22 protein-coding genes, 5 tRNA genes and 1 pseudogene are annotated in these 22,362 nt (G+C 71.1%); 23 read left to right on the forward strand and 5 right to left on the reverse strand.

The window, feature by feature from the left end; genetic code table 11:
• Positions 1 to 40: 40 nt before the first annotated feature.
• The 8 genes from ACIO1C_RS28105 to ACIO1C_RS28140 all read left to right on the forward strand — a co-directional run bounded on the left by ACIO1C_RS28105 (position 41) and on the right by ACIO1C_RS28140 (position 3,324).
• Positions 41 to 244: a hypothetical protein gene (locus tag ACIO1C_RS28105; RefSeq protein ID WP_401868373.1), complete on the forward strand. Its 204-nt coding sequence runs from the start codon at positions 41 to 43 to the stop codon at positions 242 to 244.
• A gap of 152 nt (positions 245 to 396) precedes the next feature.
• The gene (locus tag ACIO1C_RS28110) at positions 397 to 1,179 is read left to right on the forward strand and encodes a fumarylacetoacetate hydrolase family protein (RefSeq protein ID WP_401868375.1); all 783 of its coding nucleotides are present in this window, start codon (positions 397 to 399) and stop codon (positions 1,177 to 1,179) included.
• Positions 1,172 to 2,644, forward strand: coding sequence for a glutamate--tRNA ligase (gltX, locus tag ACIO1C_RS28115; protein ID WP_401868377.1), 1,473 nt, complete (start codon positions 1,172 to 1,174; stop codon positions 2,642 to 2,644). The genes ACIO1C_RS28110 and gltX overlap by 8 nt, the downstream gene beginning before the upstream one ends.
• Before the next feature lie 198 nt (positions 2,645 to 2,842).
• Positions 2,843 to 2,914: transfer RNA gene (locus ACIO1C_RS28120), tRNA-Gln, on the forward strand.
• Positions 2,915 to 2,934: 20 nt separating this feature from the next.
• Positions 2,935 to 3,007 (forward strand) — tRNA-Glu (locus tag ACIO1C_RS28125).
• Positions 3,008 to 3,068: 61 nt separating this feature from the next.
• A tRNA-Glu gene (locus ACIO1C_RS28130) sits at positions 3,069 to 3,141 on the forward strand.
• A 20-nt stretch (positions 3,142 to 3,161) separates the two neighbouring features.
• A tRNA-Gln gene (locus ACIO1C_RS28135) sits at positions 3,162 to 3,233 on the forward strand.
• A gap of 18 nt (positions 3,234 to 3,251) precedes the next feature.
• Positions 3,252 to 3,324 (forward strand) — tRNA-Glu (locus ACIO1C_RS28140).
• A gap of 65 nt (positions 3,325 to 3,389) precedes the next feature.
• Here ACIO1C_RS28140 and ndgR read toward each other — a convergent pair.
• On the reverse strand, positions 3,390 to 4,106 hold the full coding sequence (gene ndgR / locus ACIO1C_RS28145) for an IclR family transcriptional regulator NdgR (RefSeq protein WP_030361934.1): 717 nt from the start codon (positions 4,104 to 4,106) through the stop codon (positions 3,390 to 3,392).
• Between the two features lie 176 nt (positions 4,107 to 4,282).
• On the opposite strand from ndgR, the gene leuC reads away from it, so the two are divergent.
• The 4 genes from leuC to ACIO1C_RS28165 all read left to right on the forward strand — a co-directional run bounded on the left by leuC (position 4,283) and on the right by ACIO1C_RS28165 (position 7,438).
• Positions 4,283 to 5,719: a 3-isopropylmalate dehydratase large subunit gene (gene leuC, locus ACIO1C_RS28150; protein ID WP_401868380.1), complete on the forward strand. Its 1,437-nt coding sequence runs from the start codon at positions 4,283 to 4,285 to the stop codon at positions 5,717 to 5,719.
• A gap of 2 nt (positions 5,720 to 5,721) precedes the next feature.
• Complete coding sequence (gene leuD, locus ACIO1C_RS28155; protein ID WP_401868383.1) at positions 5,722 to 6,330, forward strand: 3-isopropylmalate dehydratase small subunit; 609 nt, start codon at positions 5,722 to 5,724, stop codon at positions 6,328 to 6,330.
• A gap of 104 nt (positions 6,331 to 6,434) precedes the next feature.
• Positions 6,435 to 6,662: a hypothetical protein gene (locus ACIO1C_RS28160; RefSeq protein ID WP_161311048.1), complete on the forward strand. Its 228-nt coding sequence runs from the start codon at positions 6,435 to 6,437 to the stop codon at positions 6,660 to 6,662.
• A 143-nt stretch (positions 6,663 to 6,805) separates the two neighbouring features.
• Positions 6,806 to 7,438 carry an HU family DNA-binding protein gene (locus ACIO1C_RS28165; protein ID WP_401868386.1) on the forward strand — a complete coding sequence of 211 codons (633 nt, stop codon included), beginning with the start codon at positions 6,806 to 6,808 and terminating at the stop codon, positions 7,436 to 7,438.
• 309 nt (positions 7,439 to 7,747) lie between these two features.
• On the opposite strand, the pseudogene cofC reads toward ACIO1C_RS28165, so the two are convergent.
• A pseudogene (gene cofC, locus ACIO1C_RS28170) lies at positions 7,748 to 8,350 on the reverse strand (2-phospho-L-lactate guanylyltransferase); the annotation flags it as partial.
• A gap of 227 nt (positions 8,351 to 8,577) precedes the next feature.
• Between cofC and ACIO1C_RS28175 the strand changes: the two are divergent.
• The 3 genes from ACIO1C_RS28175 (at position 8,578) to ACIO1C_RS28185 (ending at position 11,600) form a co-directional block, all read left to right on the forward strand.
• The gene (locus tag ACIO1C_RS28175) at positions 8,578 to 9,336 is read left to right on the forward strand and encodes a lysophospholipid acyltransferase family protein (protein ID WP_401868389.1); all 759 of its coding nucleotides are present in this window, start codon (positions 8,578 to 8,580) and stop codon (positions 9,334 to 9,336) included.
• Positions 9,333 to 10,334, forward strand: coding sequence for an NAD(P)H-dependent glycerol-3-phosphate dehydrogenase (locus tag ACIO1C_RS28180; protein WP_401868391.1), 1,002 nt, complete (start codon positions 9,333 to 9,335; stop codon positions 10,332 to 10,334). Before ACIO1C_RS28175 ends, ACIO1C_RS28180 begins: the two co-directional genes overlap by 4 nt.
• A gap of 93 nt (positions 10,335 to 10,427) precedes the next feature.
• Positions 10,428 to 11,600, forward strand: a complete 1,173-nt coding sequence (locus ACIO1C_RS28185) for a D-alanine--D-alanine ligase family protein (RefSeq protein ID WP_401868394.1) — start codon at positions 10,428 to 10,430, stop codon at positions 11,598 to 11,600.
• 72 nt (positions 11,601 to 11,672) lie between these two features.
• On the opposite strand, the gene ACIO1C_RS28190 is transcribed toward ACIO1C_RS28185, so the two are convergent.
• Both ACIO1C_RS28190 and ACIO1C_RS28195 read right to left on the reverse strand, forming a co-directional pair.
• The gene (locus ACIO1C_RS28190) at positions 11,673 to 12,173 is read right to left on the reverse strand and encodes a DUF3515 domain-containing protein (protein ID WP_401868396.1); all 501 of its coding nucleotides are present in this window, start codon (positions 12,171 to 12,173) and stop codon (positions 11,673 to 11,675) included.
• Positions 12,174 to 12,193: 20 nt separating this feature from the next.
• Complete coding sequence (locus ACIO1C_RS28195) at positions 12,194 to 12,427, reverse strand: Lrp/AsnC ligand binding domain-containing protein (RefSeq protein WP_161309489.1); 234 nt, start codon at positions 12,425 to 12,427, stop codon at positions 12,194 to 12,196.
• Positions 12,428 to 12,632: 205 nt separating this feature from the next.
• On the opposite strand from ACIO1C_RS28195, the gene ACIO1C_RS28200 reads away from it, so the two are divergent.
• Both ACIO1C_RS28200 and thiD read left to right on the forward strand, forming a co-directional pair.
• Positions 12,633 to 13,604 (forward strand): thiamine-phosphate kinase, encoded by a 972-nt coding sequence (locus ACIO1C_RS28200; RefSeq protein ID WP_401868400.1) that lies wholly within the window; start codon positions 12,633 to 12,635, stop codon positions 13,602 to 13,604.
• Between the two features lie 10 nt (positions 13,605 to 13,614).
• Complete coding sequence (thiD, locus tag ACIO1C_RS28205) at positions 13,615 to 14,427, forward strand: bifunctional hydroxymethylpyrimidine kinase/phosphomethylpyrimidine kinase (RefSeq protein WP_401868403.1); 813 nt, start codon at positions 13,615 to 13,617, stop codon at positions 14,425 to 14,427.
• A gap of 86 nt (positions 14,428 to 14,513) precedes the next feature.
• On the opposite strand, the gene rpmB is transcribed toward thiD, so the two are convergent.
• Positions 14,514 to 14,699 (reverse strand): 50S ribosomal protein L28, encoded by a 186-nt coding sequence (rpmB, locus tag ACIO1C_RS28210; RefSeq protein ID WP_078877327.1) that lies wholly within the window; start codon positions 14,697 to 14,699, stop codon positions 14,514 to 14,516.
• Positions 14,700 to 14,967: 268 nt separating this feature from the next.
• Between rpmB and ACIO1C_RS28215 the strand changes: the two genes are divergently transcribed.
• From ACIO1C_RS28215 to ACIO1C_RS28240, 6 genes are all read left to right on the forward strand, one after another.
• Positions 14,968 to 16,695: a DAK2 domain-containing protein gene (locus ACIO1C_RS28215; protein WP_401868406.1), complete on the forward strand. Its 1,728-nt coding sequence runs from the start codon at positions 14,968 to 14,970 to the stop codon at positions 16,693 to 16,695.
• A 33-nt stretch (positions 16,696 to 16,728) separates the two neighbouring features.
• Positions 16,729 to 18,951, forward strand: a complete 2,223-nt coding sequence (recG, locus tag ACIO1C_RS28220; protein WP_401868409.1) for an ATP-dependent DNA helicase RecG — start codon at positions 16,729 to 16,731, stop codon at positions 18,949 to 18,951.
• Between the two features lie 221 nt (positions 18,952 to 19,172).
• A complete protein-coding gene (gene rsmD, locus ACIO1C_RS28225) occupies positions 19,173 to 19,757 on the forward strand; it encodes a 16S rRNA (guanine(966)-N(2))-methyltransferase RsmD (RefSeq protein WP_401868412.1) in 585 nt (194 codons plus the stop codon).
• 26 nt (positions 19,758 to 19,783) lie between these two features.
• Positions 19,784 to 20,263: a pantetheine-phosphate adenylyltransferase gene (gene coaD, locus ACIO1C_RS28230; protein WP_401868699.1), complete on the forward strand. Its 480-nt coding sequence runs from the start codon at positions 19,784 to 19,786 to the stop codon at positions 20,261 to 20,263.
• Positions 20,264 to 20,361: 98 nt separating this feature from the next.
• Positions 20,362 to 21,540, forward strand: a complete 1,179-nt coding sequence (locus ACIO1C_RS28235; protein ID WP_401868414.1) for a cell division initiation protein — start codon at positions 20,362 to 20,364, stop codon at positions 21,538 to 21,540.
• 181 nt (positions 21,541 to 21,721) lie between these two features.
• Positions 21,722 to 22,360, forward strand: a complete 639-nt coding sequence (locus ACIO1C_RS28240; RefSeq protein WP_401868702.1) for a YceD family protein — start codon at positions 21,722 to 21,724, stop codon at positions 22,358 to 22,360.
• Positions 22,361 to 22,362: the final 2 nt, after the last annotated feature.

A 22,362-nucleotide genomic window follows, 5' to 3' on the forward strand; every position in this document is an offset into this window, starting at 1 on the left:
GCTCCGGCGCCCCGAACACGCGACAGGGTCTGACACACAGATGAAGACGACGATGCTGTTCCGCAACACCGCCAATCCCCGGCGCACCACGCTGGCGCACCTGAAGGACGCCACGGGACTGGTACCCACGGAGCGCCCGGAACATCCCGTCACTCTGCCGAACCGCACGGCCAACCCGCGCCGTACGATTTTGATGGACGCTCCGGCCCCCCACAAGGTTCCCGACGCCGAGCCCGCCCAGTAGACCGAGCCCGCCCAGTAAGGGGTACGGCCCCGGCCCCCGGCGGGACCGGGCGGCCCCCGGCGGTCGCACGCGAGCGCGCCACCCCGCACCGGCTAGCCTGGAGTGTCAGTCTCCAGCAGGCCAGCAAGTGACAGTGAGGGGCGACAGCACCCGTGCGCATCGCCAGATTCTCCATCGACGGCAATGTCGCCTTCGGCGCGGTCGAGGGCGACGGCGGCGACCCCGCCGGCCTCGTCCTCGACATCATCAGGGGCATTCCGTACACCGACTTCGAGCTCTCCGGCACCAAGGTGCCGCTGAGCAAGGTGCGGCTCCTGCCGCCGGTGCTCCCCAACAAGGTCGTGGCCATCGGCCGCAACTACGCGGAGCACGCGGCGGAGCTCGGCAACGAGGTTCCCGAGGTGCCGGTGGCGTTCTTCAAGCCCACCACCTCGGTGATCGGCTCAGGTGACGCCATCGAATACCCCTCCTTCTCGAACGACGTGCACTACGAGGCCGAACTGGCCGTCGTGATCGGCCGGTTGTGCCGTGAGGTCCCGCGCGAGCGCGTCAAGGACGTCATCTTCGGCTACACCTGCGCCAACGACGTCACCGCCCGGGACACGCAGAAGACCGAGAAGCAGTGGGCCCGCGCCAAGGGCTTCGACACCTCGTGCCCGCTCGGCCCCTGGGTGGAGACCGAACTGGACCCCTCGGACCTCACGATCCAGTGCACGGTCAACGGCGAGCAGCGCCAGCTCGGCCGTACGAGCGAGATGGTCCGCTCCATCGAGGACCTGATCGTCCACATCACCGAGGCCATGACACTGCTCCCCGGAGACGTCATCCTCACGGGCACCCCCGCCGGGGTCGGCCCCCTCAGCGTCGGCGACGAGGTCGCCGTCTCCATCGAAGGCATCGGCACTCTCACCAACAGGGTGATCAAGCGTGGTTAACGGCCCCGTCCGTGTACGTTTCTGTCCCTCGCCGACCGGCAACCCGCACGTGGGCCTGGTCCGCACCGCCCTCTTCAACTGGGCCTACGCCCGCCACACCGGCGGCACCCTGGTCCTGCGCATCGAGGACACCGACGCGGCGCGCGACTCCGAGGAGTCGTACGAGGCGCTGCTCGACTCGCTGCGCTGGCTCGGGCTCGACTGGGACGAGGGCCCGGAGGTGGGCGGCCCGCACGCGCCGTACCGCCAGTCGCAGCGCATGGACCTCTACCGCGACATCGCGGAGAAGCTGCTGGCCGCGGGGAACGCGTACCCCTGCTACTGCACCACCGAGGAGCTGGACGAGCGCCGCGCGGCGGCCCGCGCGGCGGGCAGGCCGTCCGGGTACGACGGCCACTGCCGGGACCTGAGCGCGGAGCGGAAGGCGGCGTACGAGGCCGAGGGCCGTACGCACATCGTCCGCTTCCGGATGCCCGACGAGCCGATCACCTTCACGGACCTGGTCCGCGGCGAGCTGACCTTCACCCCGGAGAACGTCCCGGACTACGGCATCGTCCGTGCCAACGGCGCCCCTCTCTACACGCTCGTCAACCCGATCGACGACGCGCTGATGGACATCACGCACGTCCTGCGCGGCGAGGACCTGCTGTCCTCCACCCCGCGCCAGATCGCGCTCTACCGGGCGCTGATCGAGCTGGGCGTGGCGAAGGGCGTCCCGGCGTTCGGACACCTCCCGTACGTGATGGGGGAGGGCAACAAGAAGCTCTCCAAGCGCGACCCGCAGGCCTCCCTCAACCTCTACCGCGAGCGCGGCTTCCTCCCCGAGGGGCTGCTCAACTACCTCTCGCTGCTGGGCTGGTCGCTCGCCCCGGACCGCGACATCTTCTCCATGGACGAGATGGTCGCCGCGTTCGACATCGCGGACGTCAACGCCAACCCGGCGCGCTTCGACCTCAAGAAGGCCGAGGCGGTCAACGCGGACCACATCAGGCAGCTGGACGTGAAGACGTTCACCGAGGCCTGCGGTCCCTGGCTGCGCGCGCCGCACGCGCCGTGGGCCCCGGAGTCCTTCGACGCGGCGGCCTTCGAGGAGCTGGCGCCGCTGGCCCAGACCCGGCTCACGGTCCTCTCGGACATCACGGCCAACGTCGACTTCCTCTTCCTGGACGAGCCGGCGGAGGACCAGGCGTCCTGGGAGAAGGCGATGAAGCCGGGCGCGGACGCGCTGCTGGCGACCGCCCGTACGAACATCGCCGCGTCGGAGTGGAACGCCGAGGCGCTCAAGAACGCGGTCCTGGCGGCCGGCGAGGAGCACGGCCTCAAGCTGGGCAAGGCCCAGGCGCCGGTGCGCGTCGCGGTCACGGGCCGCACGGTCGGGCTGCCGCTCTTCGAATCACTGGAGCTGCTGGGCCGCGAGCGGACGCTGGCGCGGATCGACGTGGCACTGGCCAAGCTGACGGCGTAGGCCGTGGGCAGGCCATGCCCTCGGATCGCCGGACGGGCTTTCGGGCCCGTCCGGCTCCCCGGCCCCCCGGGCGCTGATACTCGTTTTGGAGCGCTGCCCGCTGTCGGGTAATGTTCTTCCTGCGCCGCCCGGGAAGGCCGAAAGGTCCGACCAGGAGACGCAAGCCAAGCAAACCCCCGTAAGGGGGTTGAGTTTTGGTGGGCTATGGTGTAATTGGCAGCACGACGGTTTCTGGTTCCGTTAGTCTAGGTTCGAGTCCTGGTAGCCCAGCGCAGACACCATTCTGCAACGCCCCCGTTGTGTAGCGGCCTAGCACGCTGCCCTCTCACGGCAGTAGCGCCGGTTCGAATCCGGTCGGGGGTACAGATCCTTCTCTCCGACGCTTTCGGGTCGCACCCGGACGCGTCGACGCTGGATCGCTAAGGCCCCCGTTGTGTAGCGGCCTAGCACGCTGCCCTCTCACGGCAGTAGCGCCGGTTCGAATCCGGTCGGGGGTACGGTAAGACGTAAATCACCATGGGCTATGGTGTAATTGGCAACACGACGGTTTCTGGTTCCGTTGTTCTAGGTTCGAGTCCTGGTAGCCCAGCTGGACCTCTTGGTCCTCGCCCCCGTTGTGTAGCGGCCTAGCACGCTGCCCTCTCACGGCAGTAGCGCCGGTTCGAATCCGGTCGGGGGTACGTGGATACGCGGAAGGCCCTCCCCGGTGGGGAGGGCCTTTTCCGTATCCCAGCTCCCCAGCTGCTCAGCTCGTACGGCGCAGCGCCTCGCTCAGCCGGCCCGCCGCGTCGATCACGGCCTGGGCGTGCATCCGGCCCGGGTGGCGGGTGAGCCGCTCGATGGGCCCCGACACCGAGACCGCCGCGACCACCCGGTTCGACGGACCCCGGACCGGCGCCGACACCGACGCCACCCCGGGCTCGCGCTCGCCGATCGACTGGGCCCAGCCCCTGCGCCGTACCCCGGAGAGCGCCGTCGCCGTGAAGCGGGCGCCCTGGAGACCCCGGTGCAGGCGCTCCGGCTCCTCCCACGCCATCAGGATCTGGGCCGAGGAGCCCGCCTTCATCGTGAGCGTCGAGCCGACCGGGACCGTGTCCCGCAGCCCCGACAGCCGCTCGGCGGCGGCCACACAGATCCGCATGTCCCCCTGGCGCCGGTAGAGCTGCGCGCTCTCGCCCGTCACGTCCCGCAAGTGCGTCAGCACCGGTCCCGCCGTCGCCAGCAGACGGTCCTCGCCGGCCGCCGCCGCCAGCTCCGCCAGCCGCGGGCCCAGGATGAACCGGCCCTGCATGTCCCTCGCCACCATCCGGTGGTGTTCCAGAGCCACGGCCAGCCGGTGGGCCGTGGGTCGAGCGAGCCCGGTCGCCGCGACCAGCCCGGCGAGGGTGGCCGGACCGGACTCCAGGGCGCTCAGTACGAGAGCAGCCTTGTCGAGAACGCCGACGCCGCTAGAGTTGTCCATGCAACGATACTCGCGTCTCACTCTGTGAAACGCAAGTTCCTTTTCCCAGGGTATTTGCCAACCTGTAGGGACAGGCCCGCGGACCACGGGTCCCCGCCGGCGTCCGGCACGAAGGGGTACGGACGCGGGCCCACGTCTCGAAAAGTGCCGGCGCTCCGCCGGCCGGAGGGAAAGCGATGGGTAGGACACTCGCGGAGAAGGTCTGGGACGATCATGTCGTCCGGCGGGCGGAGGGCGAGCCCGACCTCCTCTACATCGATCTGCACCTGCTGCACGAGGTGACCAGCCCCCAGGCCTTCGACGGCCTCCGTCTCGGCGGCCGGCAGGTCAGGCGACTCGACCTCACCATCGCTACCGAGGACCACAACACCCCCACCATCGACATCGACAAGCCGATCGCGGACCCCGTCTCGCGCGTCCAGTTGGAGACGCTCCGCAAGAACTGCGCGGACTTCGGCGTACGGCTGCACCCGCTCGGCGACGTCGAGCAGGGCGTCGTCCACGTCGTGGGCCCGCAGCTGGGGCTCACCCAGCCCGGTACCACCGTGGTCTGCGGCGACAGCCACACCTCCACGCACGGCGCGTTCGGCGCGCTCGCGTTCGGCATCGGCACCAGCCAGGTCGAGCACGTCCTCGCCACCCAGACCCTGCCGCTGGCCCGCCCCAAGACCATGGCCATCACCGTCGAGGGCGAACTGCCCCCCGAGGTCACCGCCAAGGACCTGATCCTCGCCATCATCGCCAAAATCGGCACCGGCGGCGGCCAGGGCTACATCCTCGAATACCGGGGCTCCGCCATCGAGAAACTCTCGATGGAGGCCCGGATGACCATCTGCAACATGTCGATCGAGGCCGGCGCCAGGGCGGGCATGATCGCCCCCGACGCCACCACCTTCGACTACCTCAAGGGCCGCGACCACGCCCCCGAGGGCGCCGACTGGGACGCCGCCGTCGCGTACTGGCGCACCCTGCGCACCGACGACGACGCCGTCTTCGACGCCGAGGTCGTCATCGAGGCCGCCGAACTGGCCCCGTTCGTCACCTGGGGCACCAACCCCGGCCAGGGCGCGCCGCTCACCTCGCACGTCCCCGACCCGGCTTCGTACGAGGACGCTTCGGAGCGCCACGCCGCCGAAAGGGCCCTGGAGTACATGGGGTTGACCGCCGGACAGGCGCTGCGCGACATCAAGGTCGACACCGTCTTCGTAGGTTCGTGCACCAACGGACGTATCGAAGACCTGCGCTCGGCGGCCTCGATCCTGGAGGGTCACAAAGTCGCGGACGGCGTACGGATGCTGGTCGTCCCCGGGTCCGTACGGGTCGCGCTCCAGGCCGTCGCCGAGGGACTGGACAAGGTCTTCACCGGCGCGGGGGCCGAATGGCGGCACGCGGGCTGCTCGATGTGCCTGGGCATGAACCCCGACCAACTCGCGCCCGGCGAGCGCTCCGCGTCCACCTCCAACCGCAACTTCGAGGGCAGGCAGGGCAAGGGCGGCCGTACGCACCTGGTCTCCCCGCAGGTCGCCGCCGCCACGGCCGTACTGGGCCATCTGGCCTCGCCCGCCGACCTGTCCGACGCCGACGCCGCCCGTACGCCCGCTGGAGCGCGATAACCATGGAAGCCTTCACCACCCACACCGGCCGTGCCGTGCCGCTGCGCCGCGGCAACGTGGACACCGACCAGATCATCCCCGCCCACTGGCTCAAGAAGGTCACCAGGGACGGGTTCGAGGACGGGCTCTTCGAGGCCTGGCGCAAGGATCCGGAGTTCGTGCTCAACCGGCCCGAGTACGCCGGGGCCACCGTCCTGGTCGCCGGACCCGACTTCGGCACCGGATCCTCCCGCGAACACGCCGTCTGGGCCCTCCAGAACTACGGTTTCAAGGCCGTCGTCTCGTCCCGGTTCGCCGACATCTTCCGGGGCAACTCGCTCAAGAACGGTCTGCTGACCGTGGTTCTGGAGCAGTCCGTCGTGGACGCCCTCCAGGAGATCGTGGAGAAGGACCCCACGGCCGAGGTCACCGTGGACCTGGAGCGGCGCCAGGTGCGGGCCGGCTCCCCCGATGGAGCAGTGCTGACGGCTGATTTCGACCTTGACGAGAACGCCCGCTGGCGTTTGCTGAACGGGCTCGACGACATCAGCCTCACCCTTCAGAACGAAGGCGACATCGCCTCCTACGAGGCCTCCAGGCCGTCCTTCAAACCACGCACCATTACCGCCTGATCAGCGCTTTTCCCCTCCTGCACCCCCTGCCTCCCGGCAGGGGGTGCAGTTGCTTGTTGAGCCCCCGTCGGGCGACAACTCGCCCCAGATGGCACAATCGGTGCATGGAACGCGACAACCAACTCAAGCTTTACGGGTTGGTCGCCGAACAACTGAAAGAGGCACACGCGAAGGTGCGTGGACTGCAAGTCCCGGAGGGCGTACGCATGGCGCTCACCCGGAAGCTGCTGGTCATCACGGCTGCGGCGAAGCACGATCTCCCGGATGCGGCAAGGCGTCTGGACCGCTTGACGAAGGACCTCGACGAGGGTCGATTTCCGGAAGGCGACTGACCTCTGCGGAACTCCGCCGGGCCGACTTCGTTGCGGCACTAGGGTGATTAGCCCGTTTCGTGTTTGATTTGCGGTATATATCTGCCTAACGTGCGAAAAAGCTTGAACACTTTCGTTCTGGCAATGTCTCCGAAGGGGAAGACGTGAACAAGGCGCAGCTCGTAGAAGCGATTGCGGACAAGGTCGGCGGCCGCCAGCAGGCCGCGGACTCGGTCGACGCGGTACTCGACGCGATCGTCCGTGCGGTCGTCGCAGGCGACCGGGTCTCGGTCACCGGCTTCGGTTCGTTCGAGAAGGTCGACCGCCCGGCGCGTTACGCGCGTAACCCGCAGACGGGTGAGCGGGTCCGGGTCAAGAAGACCTCGGTGCCGCGCTTCCGCGCGGGTCAGGGCTTCAAGGACCTGGTCAGCGGCTCGAAGAAGCTCCCCAAGAACGACGTGGCCGTCAAGAAGGCCCCCAAGGGCAGCCTCTCGGGCGGTGCTTCCACCCGTACGACGGTGAAGGCCGCGGCCAAGAAGGCCACCGCCAAGAAGGCCACGACCGCCAAGACGGCGGCCAAGCGGACGGTCGCCAAGAAGACCGCCGCGAAGAAGACCAGCGCCGCCAAGAAGACCACGGCGAAGAAGACCACGTCGTCGGCGGCGAAGACCACCGCCAAGAAGGCCACCGCGAAGAAGACCGCGCCGGCCAAGAAGGCGACCGCCAAGAAGGCGCCGGCGAGGAAGGCCGCGTCCCGCACCACCACCGCGAAGAAGACCGCCGCCAGGGGGAAGTAAGCGACAACAGGGCGACTCACGCGCCGGGCCGGGCTCCCCTCGGGGAGCCCGGCCCGCGGCGTTGGTGCGGGACCGTGCGCCAGGTCCTCAGAAGGTCTGGAGCGTCACCAGCGTGATGCGCCGGGAGGGGCCCTCGCCCTCGGTCTCGATCCGTACCCGCTGGCCCGGCCGCAGCAGCCGCAGGCCGCCCGCGTCGAAGGCCGGGGCGTCGAACTCCACCGGGGTGCCGTCGTCCAGCAGCACACTCCCGCTGCGGGTCTCTGACTCGTACGTGTAAGCGGTCGCCTGCATGCCCGCAGCGTAGCGGTCGGCGTACCGCGCGGCCGTCCGAGGGCCGAGCCCCAGCGCCGCCGCCACCAGCAGGTCCGCGCCCGTGTCGACGTCCCGCCGTACCGAATCCACCCCGGTCAGGAGAATTTCCACCGCGCCCGACGACAAATGCCGGGCCCGGGAAGGACCGCCGAAAGCCGGATTCAATTCCGCGCCCGGGGCCGCCGCCAGCAAAGTGGTGCCGATTCCGGCGGCGTCCGCGAGAAAGGCCCGCGGAAAAGCACGCGCGGCGCCCAGCACCCGGGCCAGCTCCGCGGGCCGCAGCGCGGGCAGATCCGCGTTGAGCGCGGCCACCGGCGCGCGCGGATCCGCGGCCCGCGCGACCCCGGCCCCGTGCGCCAGCGCCGCGTTGAGACCGGCGGCCGGCGCGTCCGGCACGACGCGCGCCCCCAGCGCGGCCAGCTCCGCCCCCGCCGTGGGATCGTCCGTGACCACCACGACGTCCCGTACCGCGGGACAGGCCAGCGCGGCGGCCACCGTGTCCTGGGCGAACGCCAGGGCCAGCCGTGGGCGCAGAGCACCGCCCATGGCCCCGGCGAGCCTGCTCTTGGCCAGCCTGAGCGGCTTGAGCGGGACGACCAGGGACCAGCGGGCGGTCGGGTCGGTGTCCGTGGCGAACTCTCCCTCGGTACGTGCGGGGTGGGTACCTGTGTGTACCGGCCCCCTATTGTTGCCCGGCCGTGTCCGGCTCGCAGGCCCGCTCCCCGGGCCGGGGCGTACGGTGTTCTCGACAGCGCACGACCCCGGGGCGAGACGTGGCCCCGGCCCGCCGGATCGCGATTCGGCTCCCGAGGAGGAAGGTGTCACGAGTGTCCCGCCGCAGAATCGGCTTCTGGTACCGCCTGGCGGCCGTCATCGCAAAACCGCCGCTGATCGTTCTGTTCAAGCGGGACTGGCAGGGCATGGAGCACATTCCGGCCGACGGCGGATTCATCACCGCGGTCAACCACAATTCGTATCTCGATCCTCTGTCGTACGGTCACTTCCAGTACAACACCGGCCGCGTCCCGCGATTCCTGGCGAAGGCCGCGCTCTTCAGGGGCTCCTTCGTCGGCATGATGCTCCGCGGCACCGGCCAGATCCCCGTCTACCGCGAGAGCACCAACGCCCTGGACGCGTTCCAGGCCGCCGTCGACGCGATCGAGCAGGGCGAATGTGTTGTCTTCTACCCCGAGGGCACTCTCACCCGCGACCCCGACCTGTGGCCCATGGCGGGCAAGAGCGGCGCGGCCCGCGTCGCCCTGCTCACCAAGGCCCCGGTCATCCCCGTCGCCCAGTGGGGCTCCCACCTCGCGCTCCCGCCGTACGCCAAGGACCGGCCCGTACGGCTCTTCCCGCGCAAGACGCTGAAGGTCCTCGCGGGCCCCGCCGTCGACCTCTCGCGGTTCGAGGGCCAGGAGCCCACCCCCGAGGTGCTGCGCGCGGCGACCGAGGTCATCATGGCCGCGATCACGGAGCTGCTCGCGGAGGTACGCGGGGAACCGGTGCCCGCGGAGTTGTACGACCCCCGCAGGGCCAGGGCGGAACAGCGGCGCAAGGCCGCAGAAGCGGAAGAGGGGTCGAAGTGACGCGGGTCGCCGTTTTCTCAGCGGGTTCGTGGGGCACGGCGTTCGCCATGATCCTCGCCGACGCGGGGTGCGAGGTGACCCTCTGGGCCCGCCGTCCCGAGGTCGCCGAGGCCATCAACACCACCCGCACCAACCCCGACTACCTGCCGGGCCTCGAACTGCCCGAGGGCGTACGGGCCACGACGGATCCGGCGGAGGCCGCGTACGGCGCCGAGTTCACCGTCCTGACCGTGCCTTCCCAGACCCTGCGCGAGAATCTGGCCCGCTGGGCTCCCGTCCTGCCCTCCGACACGGTGCTCGTGTCCCTGATGAAGGGCATCGAACTGGGCACGGCCAAGCGGATGAGCGAGGTCATCGAAGAGGTCGCCAAGGCGCCCGCCGAGCGCGTCGCGGTGATCACCGGACCCAACCTCGCCAAGGAGATCGCCGACCGGATGCCCGCCGCGGCCGTCGTCGCGTGCCGGGACGAGGCCGTCGCCCAGCGCCTCCAGTCCGCCTGCCACACCCCGTACTTCCGCCCCTACACCAACACCGACGTCGTCGGCTGCGAACTGGGCGGCGCCGTCAAGAACGTGATCGGGCTCGCCGTCGGCATCGCCGACGGCATGGGCCTCGGCGACAACACCAAGGCCTCGCTGATGACCCGCGGCCTCGCCGAGACCACCCGCCTCGGACTGACCATGGGCGCCGATCCGCAGACGTTCTCCGGCCTGGCCGGCATGGGCGACCTGATCGCCACCTGCTCCTCGCCGCTCTCCCGCAACCACACCTTCGGCACCAACCTCGGCCGCGGGATGACCCTCCAGGAGACCATCGCGGTCACCCGGCAGACCGCCGAGGGCGTCAAGTCGTGCGAGTCCGTGCTGGATCTGGCCCGGCGTCACGGCGTGGACATGCCCCTCACCGAGACCGTCGTCGACATCGTCCACAACGGCAAGCCGCCGCTGGTCGCGCTCAAGGAACTGATGTCGCGCAGCGCCAAGGCGGAACGCCACTGAGCCCGCACGCCGCCGAGCCGCACGCCACCGGGCCGGCACGCCACCGAGTCGGCCGCTGACGAGGCACTGTCCACCGGGTACGCTCATCGCGATATGAGCAGCGAGAACTCCTCCCAGAGCCCTGAGCGGCAGCTCCGTAAGCCGCGCGTGGCGGTCGTCTTCGGCGGCCGTAGCTCCGAGCACGGCATTTCGGTGGTCACGGCCGGCGCCGTCCTGCGCGCCATCGACCGTACGAAGTACGACGTCCTGCCCATCGGCATCACCACGGACGGCCGCTGGGCCCTCACCGCGGACGCCCCCGAGCGGATGGCCATCACCGACCGCGTCCTGCCGAGCGTCGAGACCGTCGCCGAATCGCTGGACGGCGGGGTGGTCCTCTCCGTGGACCCGGCCAACCGCGAGGTCGTCTACAGCGAGCCGGGCTCCGTGCCCAAGGTGCTGGGCGAGGTCGACGTCGTCTTCCCGGTGCTGCACGGTCCGTACGGGGAGGACGGCACGCTCCAGGGCCTGCTGGAGCTCTCCGGCGTCCCGTACGTCGGCGCGGGTGTCCTCGCCTCGGCCGTCGGCCAGGACAAGGAGTACATGAAGCGGGTGTTCACCTCCTTCGGGCTGCCCGTCGGCCCGTACGTGGTGATCCGCCCCCGCGAGTGGGAGCAGGGCCCCGAGGGCGCCAAGGGCGCCGCCGCCCGCAAGAAGATCGTGGACTTCGCCGCCGAACACGGCTGGCCGCTCTTCGTGAAGCCCGCGCGCGCCGGCTCCTCCATGGGCATCACCAAGGTCGACGACCTCTCCGGCCTGGACGACGCGATCGCCGAGGCCCAGCGCCACGACCCCAAGATCCTGGTGGAGTCGCTGCTGCGCGGACGTGAGATCGAGTGCGGGGTGCTGGAGTTCGAGGACGGCCCGCGCGCGAGCGTGCCCGCCGAGATCCCGCCCGTCACCGCCCACGACTTCTACGACTTCGAGGCCAAGTACATCGACTCCGCCGCCGGGCTGGTGCCCGCGCCGCTCACCGAGGAGCAGACCGCCGAGGTGCGGCGGCTCGCGGTCGAGGCGTTCGAGGCGGCGTCCTGCGAGGGCCTGGTCCGCGCGGACTTCTTCCTCACCGAGGACGGGGGGTTTGTCATCAACGAGATCAACACGATGCCGGGCTTCACCCCGATCTCGATGTACCCGCGCATGTGGCAGGAGACCGGCGTCAGCTACCCGGAACTGGTCGACCTGCTGATCCAGGCGGCCCTGCGCCGCCCCACCGGCCTGCGCTGAGGTCCCGCCGCGGCCTCCGCCCCTCCGGGAGGCCGCGCTCGCGGGGTCCCGCCGGGGCCGGGGCCGTACCCCTCAGAGACTGCTCGGGATCGTCCTCGCCACCGGCGCGGCCAGCGCGGCCAGGGGTGTCGCGTCGTTGGCGAAGCGCGGGCCCATGGTGACCTCCACATACGCCTCGCGGTACGTGGTCGTGAAGCGCGCCCCCGAGCCGAGCTGCTCCAGCATCCAGTTGACGCCGTCGGCGTCCACCGCGTTCGCCCGAGGATCGTCCATCTCCGCGGGGCGGGGGACACCGCAGCGCAGTACGATCGCGTCGTCCCCCCACCCGGCGGTCAGTTCGGAACGCGGCCGGGGATCGTCCCGGTCCAGCCCCCCGAGCGTCTTCGGCAGTGCCCGGTGCAGAGCCCCGCACAGCTTCGCCGCCTCGGCGGAGGGACGGGGAACGGTGACCGGAGAGCCCTCGTCCGTGGACGAGCAGCCCGCCGCGGCCAGGAGCAGGGCGACGGCGGGCAGGCACAGCAGCGGACGGCCGGATAGCCTGCGGCGGAAGAGCCGGCGGCGGGTAACGGTCACCGGCCAAGCGTAGACGGGGGCTACAGGTGAACGACGGGGCAGGTCAGGGTGCGGGTGATGCCGTCCACTTGCTGGACCTTGGCGACCACCATGCGGCCCAGCTCGTCGACGGTGTCCGCCTGGGCGCGGACGATGACGTCGTAGGGGCCGGTCACGTCCTCGGCCTGTATCACTCCTGTGAGCTTGGCGATGGTCTCGGCGACGGTTGTCGCCTTGCCCACCTCGGTCTGGATAAGGATGTACGCCTGTACCACGGAACCTCCAGGGCGGCCACGAGGATCATGTGGGGGGAAAGAGACGCCACGGTATCGCGTCGTCGCGGGCCACGGGGAGACCCGGGGGCCCGATGGCGCCCCCGGGTGGCGTACGGAAAACATAAGTTGACGTGTCTCTTGACGGTACCGACAGCAGTGACGGCCCGCGACCGCAGGCGCGGCCGGCGATGAGAGGGGAGTCTCGGTGAAGGGAACCGTGGGCGAGTTGGGGGAGTTCGGCCTCATCAGGGAGCTCACCTCCCGGCTGACCACCACCCCGGCGGTCCGGCTCGGTCCTGGCGACGACGCCGCGGTCGTGGCCGCGCCCGACCGCAGGGTCGTGGCGAGTACGGACATTCTGCTGGAGGGCCGGCACTTCCGCCGCGACTGGTCCACGGCGTACGACGTCGGCCGCAAGGCCGCCGCGCAGAACCTCGCCGACATCGCCGCGATGGGCGCCGTACCCACCGCGCTGCTGCTCGGCCTGGTCGTCCCGGCCGAACTCCCGGTCACCTGGCCCACCGAGCTGATGGACGGCATCCGCGACGAGTGCCAGGTCGCGGGCGCGGCCGTGGTCGGCGGTGACGTCGTACGCGGCGACACCATCACCCTGGCCATCACGGCCCTCGGCGACCTGCGGGGCCACGACCCGGTGGTCAGGTCGGGCGCGCGGCCCGGTGATGTGGTCGCGTACACCGGCTGGTTGGGGTGGTCGGCCGCCGGGCACGCGGTGCTCTCCCGCGGCTTCCGCTCGCCCCGCGCCTTCGTGGAGGCCCACCGCAGGCCCGAACCGCCGTACCACGCGGGCCCCGCGGCGGCCGGACTCGGCGCCACCGCCATGACCGACGTCAGTGACGGACTGGTCGCGGACCTCGGGCACATCGCGGACGCCAGCAAGGTCAGGATCGACCTGCGGTCCGGACTGGTCGACATCCCCCAGCAGATGCACGACATCGGCCAGGCGGTCGGGATCGACCCGCTCCAGTGGGTGCTGACCGGGGGAGAGGACCACGCGATCGTGGCGGCCTTCCCGCCGGACGTGAAGCTCCCCGCCCGCTGGAAGGTGATCGGCGAGGTTCTCAACCCGTCGGCGCTGCCGCAGGTGACGGTGGACGGGGCACCCTGGACGAGCAAGGGCGGCTGGGACCACTTCGGGGACATCGAGGACGCGCGGTAGATTCGGTCGTGTGAGCCCCTCTCTCCCGTTTGTGCCCGCCCGTGTCCTCACCGTCGCCGGTTCCGACTCCGGCGGCGGCGCGGGCATCCAGGCGGATCTCAAGACGATGCTGGCGTTCGGGGTGCACGGCATGAGCGTGCTCACCGCCGTCACGGCCCAGAACTCCCTCGGGGTCCAGGGGGCCTGGGAGCTGCCGGTGGAGGCGGTACGGGCCCAGTACCGCAGCGTGGCCGGCGACATCGGCGTCCAGGCCGTGAAGACCGGCATGCTCGCCTCGGCCGAACTGGTCGGGGCCGTCGCGGAACTGCTCACGGGGACGGACGCCCCGGCGGTCGTGGACCCGGTCGGGGTCTCCAAGCACGGGGATCCGCTGCTCGCCGACTCCGCGCTGGACGGTGTGCGTACAAAACTGCTGCCCGCCGCCACCGTCGCCACCCCCAATCTGGACGAGGTGGCCCAGCTCACCGGCGTACAGGTCACGGACGAAGGGTCCATGCGCCGTGCGGCGGACGCCGTCCTGGACTTCGGGCCCCGCTGGGCGCTCATCAAGGGCGGTCACCTGCCGGGCGACGCCGTCGACCTGCTCACCGACGGCACCGAGGAACACTGGCTGCGCGCCCCGCGCCACACCAACCGCCACACGCACGGGACGGGCTGCACGCTCGCCTCCGCGATAGCCGCCGGGCTGGCGAACGGGCAGGGGGTGGTGGAGGCCGTGGTCGCGGCCAAGGAGTACGTGACCGGCGCGATCGCGCACGGCTTCCCGCTGGGCGGCGGCATCGGTCCGGTCGACCACGCGTGGCGCTTCCGCCGGGGGCTGTGAAAGCAGGTGAGGACGGCAAAAAGCCGGCCCACCGAGGTGGACCGGCTTTTCAAGGCAACCGCAGGGGCTGCGCTACGACGCAGGCGTCAGCGCGAGACCTTGCCGGCCTTGATGCACGATGTGCAGACATTGAGCCGCTTCGGCGTCCGACCGACCACGGCACGCACGCGCTGGATGTTCGGGTTCCAGCGACGGGACGTACGGCGGTGCGAGTGGGAAATGCTGTTGCCGAAGCCCGGCCCCTTGCCGCAGACGTCGCAGTTGGCAGCCACGGGTCACTCCAAAGACTTCAGATGTACGTACAGAGAAATCCGACGTGCCCGAATCAACTAGTTGATGTGGCCTTGCCGGGGGAATGGCCCGACTCTCGTCGGGCAACCGGAGCAGCATACAACGGCTGCCTCGGTACAACGAAACTACCATGACCTGTCCGGCCCCCTTCCCGGTCCCTTCCCGCTCAGGGGGCGCGCGGCCCCGGGGGTTACCCTGCGTCCAGCCCGCCAGCCCAGGCCGTGAAGGCCGCCCAAGGAGGACCACCCGGTGCCGCAGACCCTCGACGCCGCAGCGGTGCGGAGCTGGTGCTCACTGGCCCTGGAGGCCCTCGGGCGGGAGCGCGAGGAGATCGACGCGACCAATGTCTACCCGGTCGCGGACGGCGACACCGGCACCAACCTCTACCTGACCGTGGAGTCCGCGGCGCAGGCCGTCGAGGCGGTGTTCGCCGCACACGAGACCGGTGGGTCCGTGCCCGGGGCGGGGGATGCCGTACGGGCCATGGCGCACGGCGCGCTGATCGGGGCCCGGGGCAACTCGGGGACGATCCTGGCGCAGTTGCTGCGGGGCATGGCGGACGTGCTGACGGAGGTGCTGACGGACGGCACGCGGGAGACGCGCGGGGCCGACGGGGTCAGTGACAGGGCCGGTGACCGGGCCGGTGACCGGGCCGGTGACGGGGCCGGTGACGGGAGTCACCTCGCGCGGGCGCTGCGCCGGGCCGCCGGGCTCGCCCGGGAGGCCGTCGCGCATCCCGTCGAGGGCACGATCCTCAGCGTGGCCTCGGCGGCGGCGGACGCCGCCGAGCAGGCCCGGGGCGGTACGGCCGCCGTCGCGCGCGCCGCCCACGCCGGGGCCCGTACGGCCCTCGACGCCACCCCCGGCCAGCTCGCCGTCCTCGACCGCGCCGGTGTGGTGGACGCCGGGGGCCGGGGACTCCTCGCCGTCCTGGGCGCCCTCGTCCAGGCCCTCTCGGGGGAGGCGCCCGCGGCCTTCACCGCCGCGCCCCGGCGGCCCGGGGAACCGGCCGTGATCCTCACGCCCGGCGACGGGCCTGACGGACCCGGGGCCTTCGGGTCCTGCAAGGCCGACGAAGGCCCCGCGTTCGAGGTGATCTACCTGCTGGAGGCCGGCGACGACGCCGTGACCCGGCTGCGCGCCCGGCTCGACCGGCTGGGCGACTCCCTGGTCGTCGTCGGGGGGGACGGGCTGTGGAACGTGCACATCCACGTGGACGACGCCGGCGCCGCCGTGGAGGCCGGGGTCGAGGCGGGACGCCCGTACCGCATCAGGATCACCCACTTCGGCGCGGCGGAACGGGCCCCGGAGCAGGTCCAGCGGGCCGTGGTCGCCGTCGTCCCCGGCGAGGGTCTCGCCGGGCTCTGCGCGGAGGCCGGCGCGACGACCGTGCTCGCGCGCCCCGGGGAGCCGCCCGCCAGCGGCGAGCTGGTCGAGGCGATCCGGCGCGCGCACGCCCGCGAGGTGGTGCTGCTGCCCAACGACGCGGCCCTGCGCCACACCGCCGCCGCGGCGGCCGAACAGGCACGCGCGGAAGGGGTACGGGTCGCCCTCATCCCCACCCGGGCCGCCGTCCAGGGCATCGCCGCCCTCGCCGTCCACCAGCCCGAGCGCCGCTTCGACGAGGACGTCGTGGCGATGACCTCCGCGGCCGGCGCCACCCGCTACGCCGAACTGGCCGTCGCGGAACGGCAGTCCTGGACCATGGCGGGCATCTGCCAGGCCGGGGACGTGCTGGGCCTGATCGAGGGTGACGTGGCGGTCATCGGCGCCGATCTCGCCGCCACCGCCGAGGCAGTGCTCACCCGGATGCTCCTCGCGGGCGGCGAGCTGGTGACACTGGTCCTCGGCGAGGACGTGCCCGACGCCCTCGCCGACCGCCTGGAAGCCCACGTACGGGAAGGGCACCTCGCGGTCGACACGGTCGTCTACCGGGGCGGGCGGCAGTCCGCGCCCCTCCTCATCGGCGTGGAGTAGCTCTCTGTCAGTGCCGTGGTGTGCAATGGATCAATGGATCGTGTGTCAGCGCTGGATGAATCCCTCACGAAGACACTCGGCCCCGCCACCGCGAAGGTGATGGCCGAGCAGCTCGACCTGCACACGGTCGGCGACCTGCTGCACCACTACCCCCGGCGGTACGAGGAGCGCGGCCAGCTGACCAAGCTCGCCGACCTGCCGCTGGAGGAGGACGTGACGGTGGTCGCCCAGGTCGCCGACTCACGGATCGTGCGGTACGGCGGCGGCTCGGGGCAGCGCCTGGAGATCACCCTGACCGACGGCAGCGGCCGGCTCCAGCTGGTCTTCTTCGGCCGGGGCATCCACAAGCCGCACAAGGACCTGCCGCCCGGCAGCCGGGGCATGTTCGCGGGCAAGGTGTCGGTGTTCAACCGCAAGCTCCAGCTGGCCCATCCGACGTACGTGGCGCTCGGCACCGAAAGCGGCGAGGACGCGGTCGACGCGTTCGCGGGCAGGCTCATCCCGATCTACCCCGCCTGCAAGGGCCTTGAGTCCTGGAAGATCACCAAGGCGGTCGACGCGGTCCTGCCCCGGGCCGCCGAGGCCCTGGACCCGCTGCCGCCCGCGCTCCGCGAAGGACGCGGCTTCGCCTCCCTGCCCGAGGCGTTGCTCAAGGTCCACCGGCCCGAGACCCGCGCGGACATCGCGGACGCGCGCGAGCGGCTCAAGTGGGACGAGGCGTTCGTCCTCCAGGTCGCGCTCGCCCGGCGCCGCCGCGCCGACGCCCAACTGCCCGCCGTGGCGCGGAAACCGGTCCCCGGCGGCCTGCTGGACGCCCTCGACGCGGGCCTGCCCTTCACCCTCACCGACGGCCAGCTCAAGGTCACCGCCGAGATCTTCGCCGACCTCGCCACCGAACACCCCATGCACCGGTTGCTCCAGGGAGAAGTCGGCTCGGGAAAGACCTTGGTCGCGTTGCGCGCGATGCTCACCGTCGTGGACGCGGGCGGGCAGGCCGCGATGCTCGCCCCGACCGAGGTCCTTGCCCAGCAGCACCACCGGTCGATCACGGAAATGATGGGCGAGCTGGCCCAGGGCGGAATGCTCGGCGGCGCCGAGAAGGCGACGAAGGTCGTGCTGCTCACCGGCTCCATGGGCATGGCGGCCCGGCGCCAGGCGCTGCTCGACCTGGTCACCGGCGAGGCCGGGATCGTGATCGGCACGCACGCGCTGATCGAGGACAAGGTGAAGTTCCACGACCTCGGCCTGGTCGTGGTGGACGAGCAGCACCGCTTCGGGGTCGAGCAGCGCGACGCCCTGCGCTCCAAGGGCAAGCGGCCCCCGCACCTGCTGGTGATGACGGCCACCCCCATTCCCCGCACGGTCGCCATGACGGTCTTCGGCGACCTGGAGACGTCGGTCCTGGACCAGTTGCCCGCCGGGCGGCTGCCGATCGCGAGCCATGTCGTCCCGGCCGAGGACAAGCCGCACTTCCTGGTGCGCGCGTGGGAGCGGGTGCGCGAGGAGGTCGGCAAGGGCCACCAGGCGTATGTCGTGTGCCCGCGGATCGGGGACGACGAGGACGAGCCCAAGAAGAAGAAGGCGTCCGGCGGGAAGCCCTCGGGGAAGGCCGCCGACAAGGCCGCCGAGGAGGACGGCAAGCGTCCGCCGCTGGCGGTGGTGGAGGTCGCCGCCCACCTGGCCCAAGGCCCCCTGGCCGGTCTGCGGATCGAGATCCTGCACGGCCGGATGCAGCCCGACGACAAGGACTCCGTGATGCGCCGCTTCGCCGCGGGCGAGGTGGACGTCCTGGTCGCGACGACGGTCATCGAGGTCGGGGTGAACGTGCCGAACGCGACCGCGATGGTGATCATGGACGCGGACCGGTTCGGCGTCAGCCAGCTGCACCAGCTGCGCGGCCGGGTCGGCCGTGGCTCGGCCCCCGGGCTCTGCCTGCTGGTCACGGACATGCCCGAGGCGAGCCCGGCGCGGGCCAGGCTCGGCGCGGTCGCGGCCACCCTGGACGGCTTCGAGCTGTCCCGTATCGACCTGGAGCAGCGCCGCGAGGGCGACGTCCTCGGCCAGGCCCAGTCCGGGGTGCGCTCGTCCCTGCGGATGCTCGCCGTCATCGACGACGAGGAGATCATCGCGGCGGCCCGCGAGGAAGCCGTCGCGGTGGTCGCCGAGGACCCGGAGCTGGAGCGCTACCCGGAGCTGCGGACGACCCTGGACGCCCTGCTGGACGCCGATCGGGAGCGCTACCTGGACAAGGGCTGACAAGCCCCTGCCGGGCCGGGGTGACAAGCTCCTGCCGAGCCCGGCTGACAAGCCCCTGCCGGGCCGGGGTGACAAGCTCCTGCCGAGCCCGGCTGACAAGCCCCTGCCGGGCCGGGGTGACAAGCCCCCGCCGGGCCGTACGCCATATCGTGAGAGCAGCACCCGCCGCACCCGCGGCCCTGCCCGCTCCCTACCCAGGAAAACCGAGGTTCGCGACACCCATGACCCGCGTGATCGCCGGTTCCGCCGGCGGACGCCGGCTGGCCGTCCCGCCCGGCACCGGCACCCGCCCCACCTCCGACCGGGCGCGCGAGGGGCTCTTCTCCAGCTGGGGATCGCTCCTCGGCACCCTCGACGGCGTCCGGATCGCCGACCTCTACGCGGGATCGGGCGCGATCGGGCTGGAAGCCCTCTCCCGGGGCGCCGTGCACGCCCTGCTCGTCGAGTCCGACCCGCGCGCCGCCAGGACCGTCCGGGAGAACGTCAGGACGCTGGGCCTGCCCGGTGCCGAGGTCCGTACCGGCAAGGCCGAGCAAATCGTCACGGGACCCGCCCCCGACGCTCCGTACGACCTGGTCTTCCTCGATCCGCCGTACGCCGTCACCGATGACGATCTTCGGGAGATCCTCCTCACACTCCGCACTCAGGGCTGGCTCACGGACGACGCCGTCGCCACCGTGGAACGCAGCACCAGAGGCGGGGAGTTCGGCTGGCCCCAGGGATTCGACCCCCTGCGGTCCCGTCGCTACGGCGAGGGAACGTTTTGGTACGGTCGCGCCGCCTCTACGTGCGAAGACGCACCATGACCGGACCGGAGAGCGAGGGAATTCAGTTGCGCCGCGCCGTCTGTCCGGGGTCCTTCGACCCCATCACCAATGGACACCTCGACATCATCGCCCGCGCCTCCAAGCTGTACGACGTCGTGCACGTGGCGGTCATGATCAACAAGTCCAAAAAAGGGCTGTTCACGATCGACGAGCGGATCGACCTGATCCGCGAGGTCACCTCAGAATTCGGCAACGTGGAGGTCGAGGCCTTCCACGGCCTGCTCGTCGACTTCTGCAAGCAGCGCGACATCCCCGCCATCGTCAAGGGCCTGCGCGCGGTCAGCGACTTCGACTACGAACTCCAGATGGCCCAGATGAATCACGGCCTTTCGGGTGTCGAGACTCTGTTCGTCCCCACCAACCCCGTGTACAGCTTCCTCTCCTCCTCTCTGGTCAAAGAGGTCGCGACCTGGGGCGGAGACGTCTCGCACCTGATCCCCCCGGCCGTCCGCCGGGCCCTCGCCGCACGCCTCGGCACGTCCTGACGGGCTGACAGCCCGTCATCCGGTGTCGGACCGGCTCCCACTGGCCGTACAGTCGTTGCGTCCGTCTCCAAACCAGCTGAGAGAGTGGCGAGCACACGGTGGACGTGCAGAAGAAGCTCGACGAGATCGTCGACACGGTGGGCAGTGCCCGCTCCATGCCCATGTCGGCGTCCTGCGTGGTGAACCGCGCCGAGCTGCTCGCGATGCTGGAAGAGGTGCGCGACGCGCTCCCCGGCTCGCTGGCCCAGGCCCAGGAACTGCTCGGCGGCCACGAACAGCTCGCCGCCCAGGCCCGCCAGGAGGCCGACCGGATCATCGGCGCCGCCCACGCGGAACGCACCACCCTCATCTCCGACACGGCGGTCGCCCGCCGCGCCCAGGAGGAGGCCGACCGGATCCTCTCCGAGGCCCGCAGGGACGCCGCGGAGGTCAAGGCCGAGGCCGACGACTACGTCGACTCCAAGCTCGCCAACTTCGAGGTGGTCCTCACCAAGACCATCGGGTCCGTCGACCGCGGCCGCGAGAAGTTGCTGGGCCGCGATCCGGGGCGCGGTGAGCAGGGGTACGGCTCCGAGGGCGACGACGCCGACGACGCCCCCGAGTACAGCGCCGACCCGGAGACCCTGATCAGGCGCGCCGACGAGTACGTGGACGCCAAGATCGGCGCCTTCGAGGCGGTCCTCTCCAAGACCCTCGAAGCCGTCGGCCGCGGTCGGCAGAAACTGCTGGGCAGGACCGAGATCGACGAGCTGGCCGCGCACATCGCCGCCCAGGACGCGGCGGGCCCCCAGATGCAGACCAGCGACGCCGACCACTGGGCGGACCTCGCCGAGGTGCCGCGCGAGCAGCCCCCCGGGCAGGAGGCGGCCCAGGCCGCGCAGCTGCCCCAGATCCCCGCCCAGCAGCCGTACGTGGACCCCGCCTACGGGCAGCCGGCCGCCGCGTACCAGGACACCGGCTACCAGGACCCCGCGTACACCGACCAGGCGTACGCGGGATACGGCCAGCAGGACACCTACGGCGGCGGCTACCAGCAGGACCCGTACGCGTACCAGCAGCCCCCGGTCACGCAGGGATACGGCCAGGAGCAGGGCCAGGCCCAGGGCTACGACCCGAACTACGGCTGGCAGCAGCCCACCGACCAGCAGCCGCCCGTCCCTCAGCACCAGCCCGGCCGGCCGCAACCCGACCAGCAGGGCGCCCTGGACGAGACCAGCCTCTTCGACACCAGCATGATCGACCTCGACCAGCTGCGCCGGTACGAACAGGGCCGCTGAGGCACACCGGGGCACCCGGGGGCCGGCCGGTGCCGCGGGTCCCGGCGGGCCCGGATTGGGCCTACGGCGGCCGGTCCAGTACCCTGGCTCTTCGGTCGCGTGTATGTCCGCGGCCCCCGCCGCCCTCTTCGTTTCCGCGACACTGTGGCGGCCCCTCCACGATCCGAAAGTTGGAACAGCCCTGAACGCGCGCCTCGACCACCGCGACCCCCTCGTGTTCGACACACACGAGCTGGGGCGGCGTCCTGGTGCGCTCAGGAAGCTGACCAGGACGGTCCCCGCACCCAAGGACTTCGGCATCGGGGGAGTCATCGGAACGCCCGAGGGCGGCCCGGTGGACCTCACTCTCCGTATCGAATCCGTCATGGAGGGCGTGCTCGTCACCGGCACCGCCCGTGCGACGGCCGAGGGGGAGTGCGTAAGGTGTCTGGAGCCGCTGGGCCAACAGGTCGAGGCGGATTTCCAGGAGCTGTTCTCGTACCACGACGCCGATGACCGGGGCCGCACCCGTGCGGAGCCCGGCGACGACGCCGAGGACGACGAGGACACGCTGTTCATCGAGGACGGACTGTTCGACCTCGAACCTGTGCTGCGTGATGCGGTGGTGCTCGCACTGCCGATGCAGCCGGTGTGCCGGGAGACCTGCGCCGGCCTGTGTTCCGAATGCGGGATCAGGCTGGACGAGAATCCCGGTCACCACCACGACGCCGTCGACATCCGTTGGGCGGCATTGCAGGGACTCGCCGAAACCGTCAAGGACGGCGAGAAGGACAACATGGGCGGCGCCGCAGCTGGCGTCGACGAGAAGCAGGAGAAGTAGCC

The sequence above is a fragment of the Streptomyces sp. NPDC087420 genome (assembly GCF_044744165.1).
Taxonomy (GTDB): Bacteria; Actinomycetota; Actinomycetes; order Streptomycetales; family Streptomycetaceae; genus Streptomyces.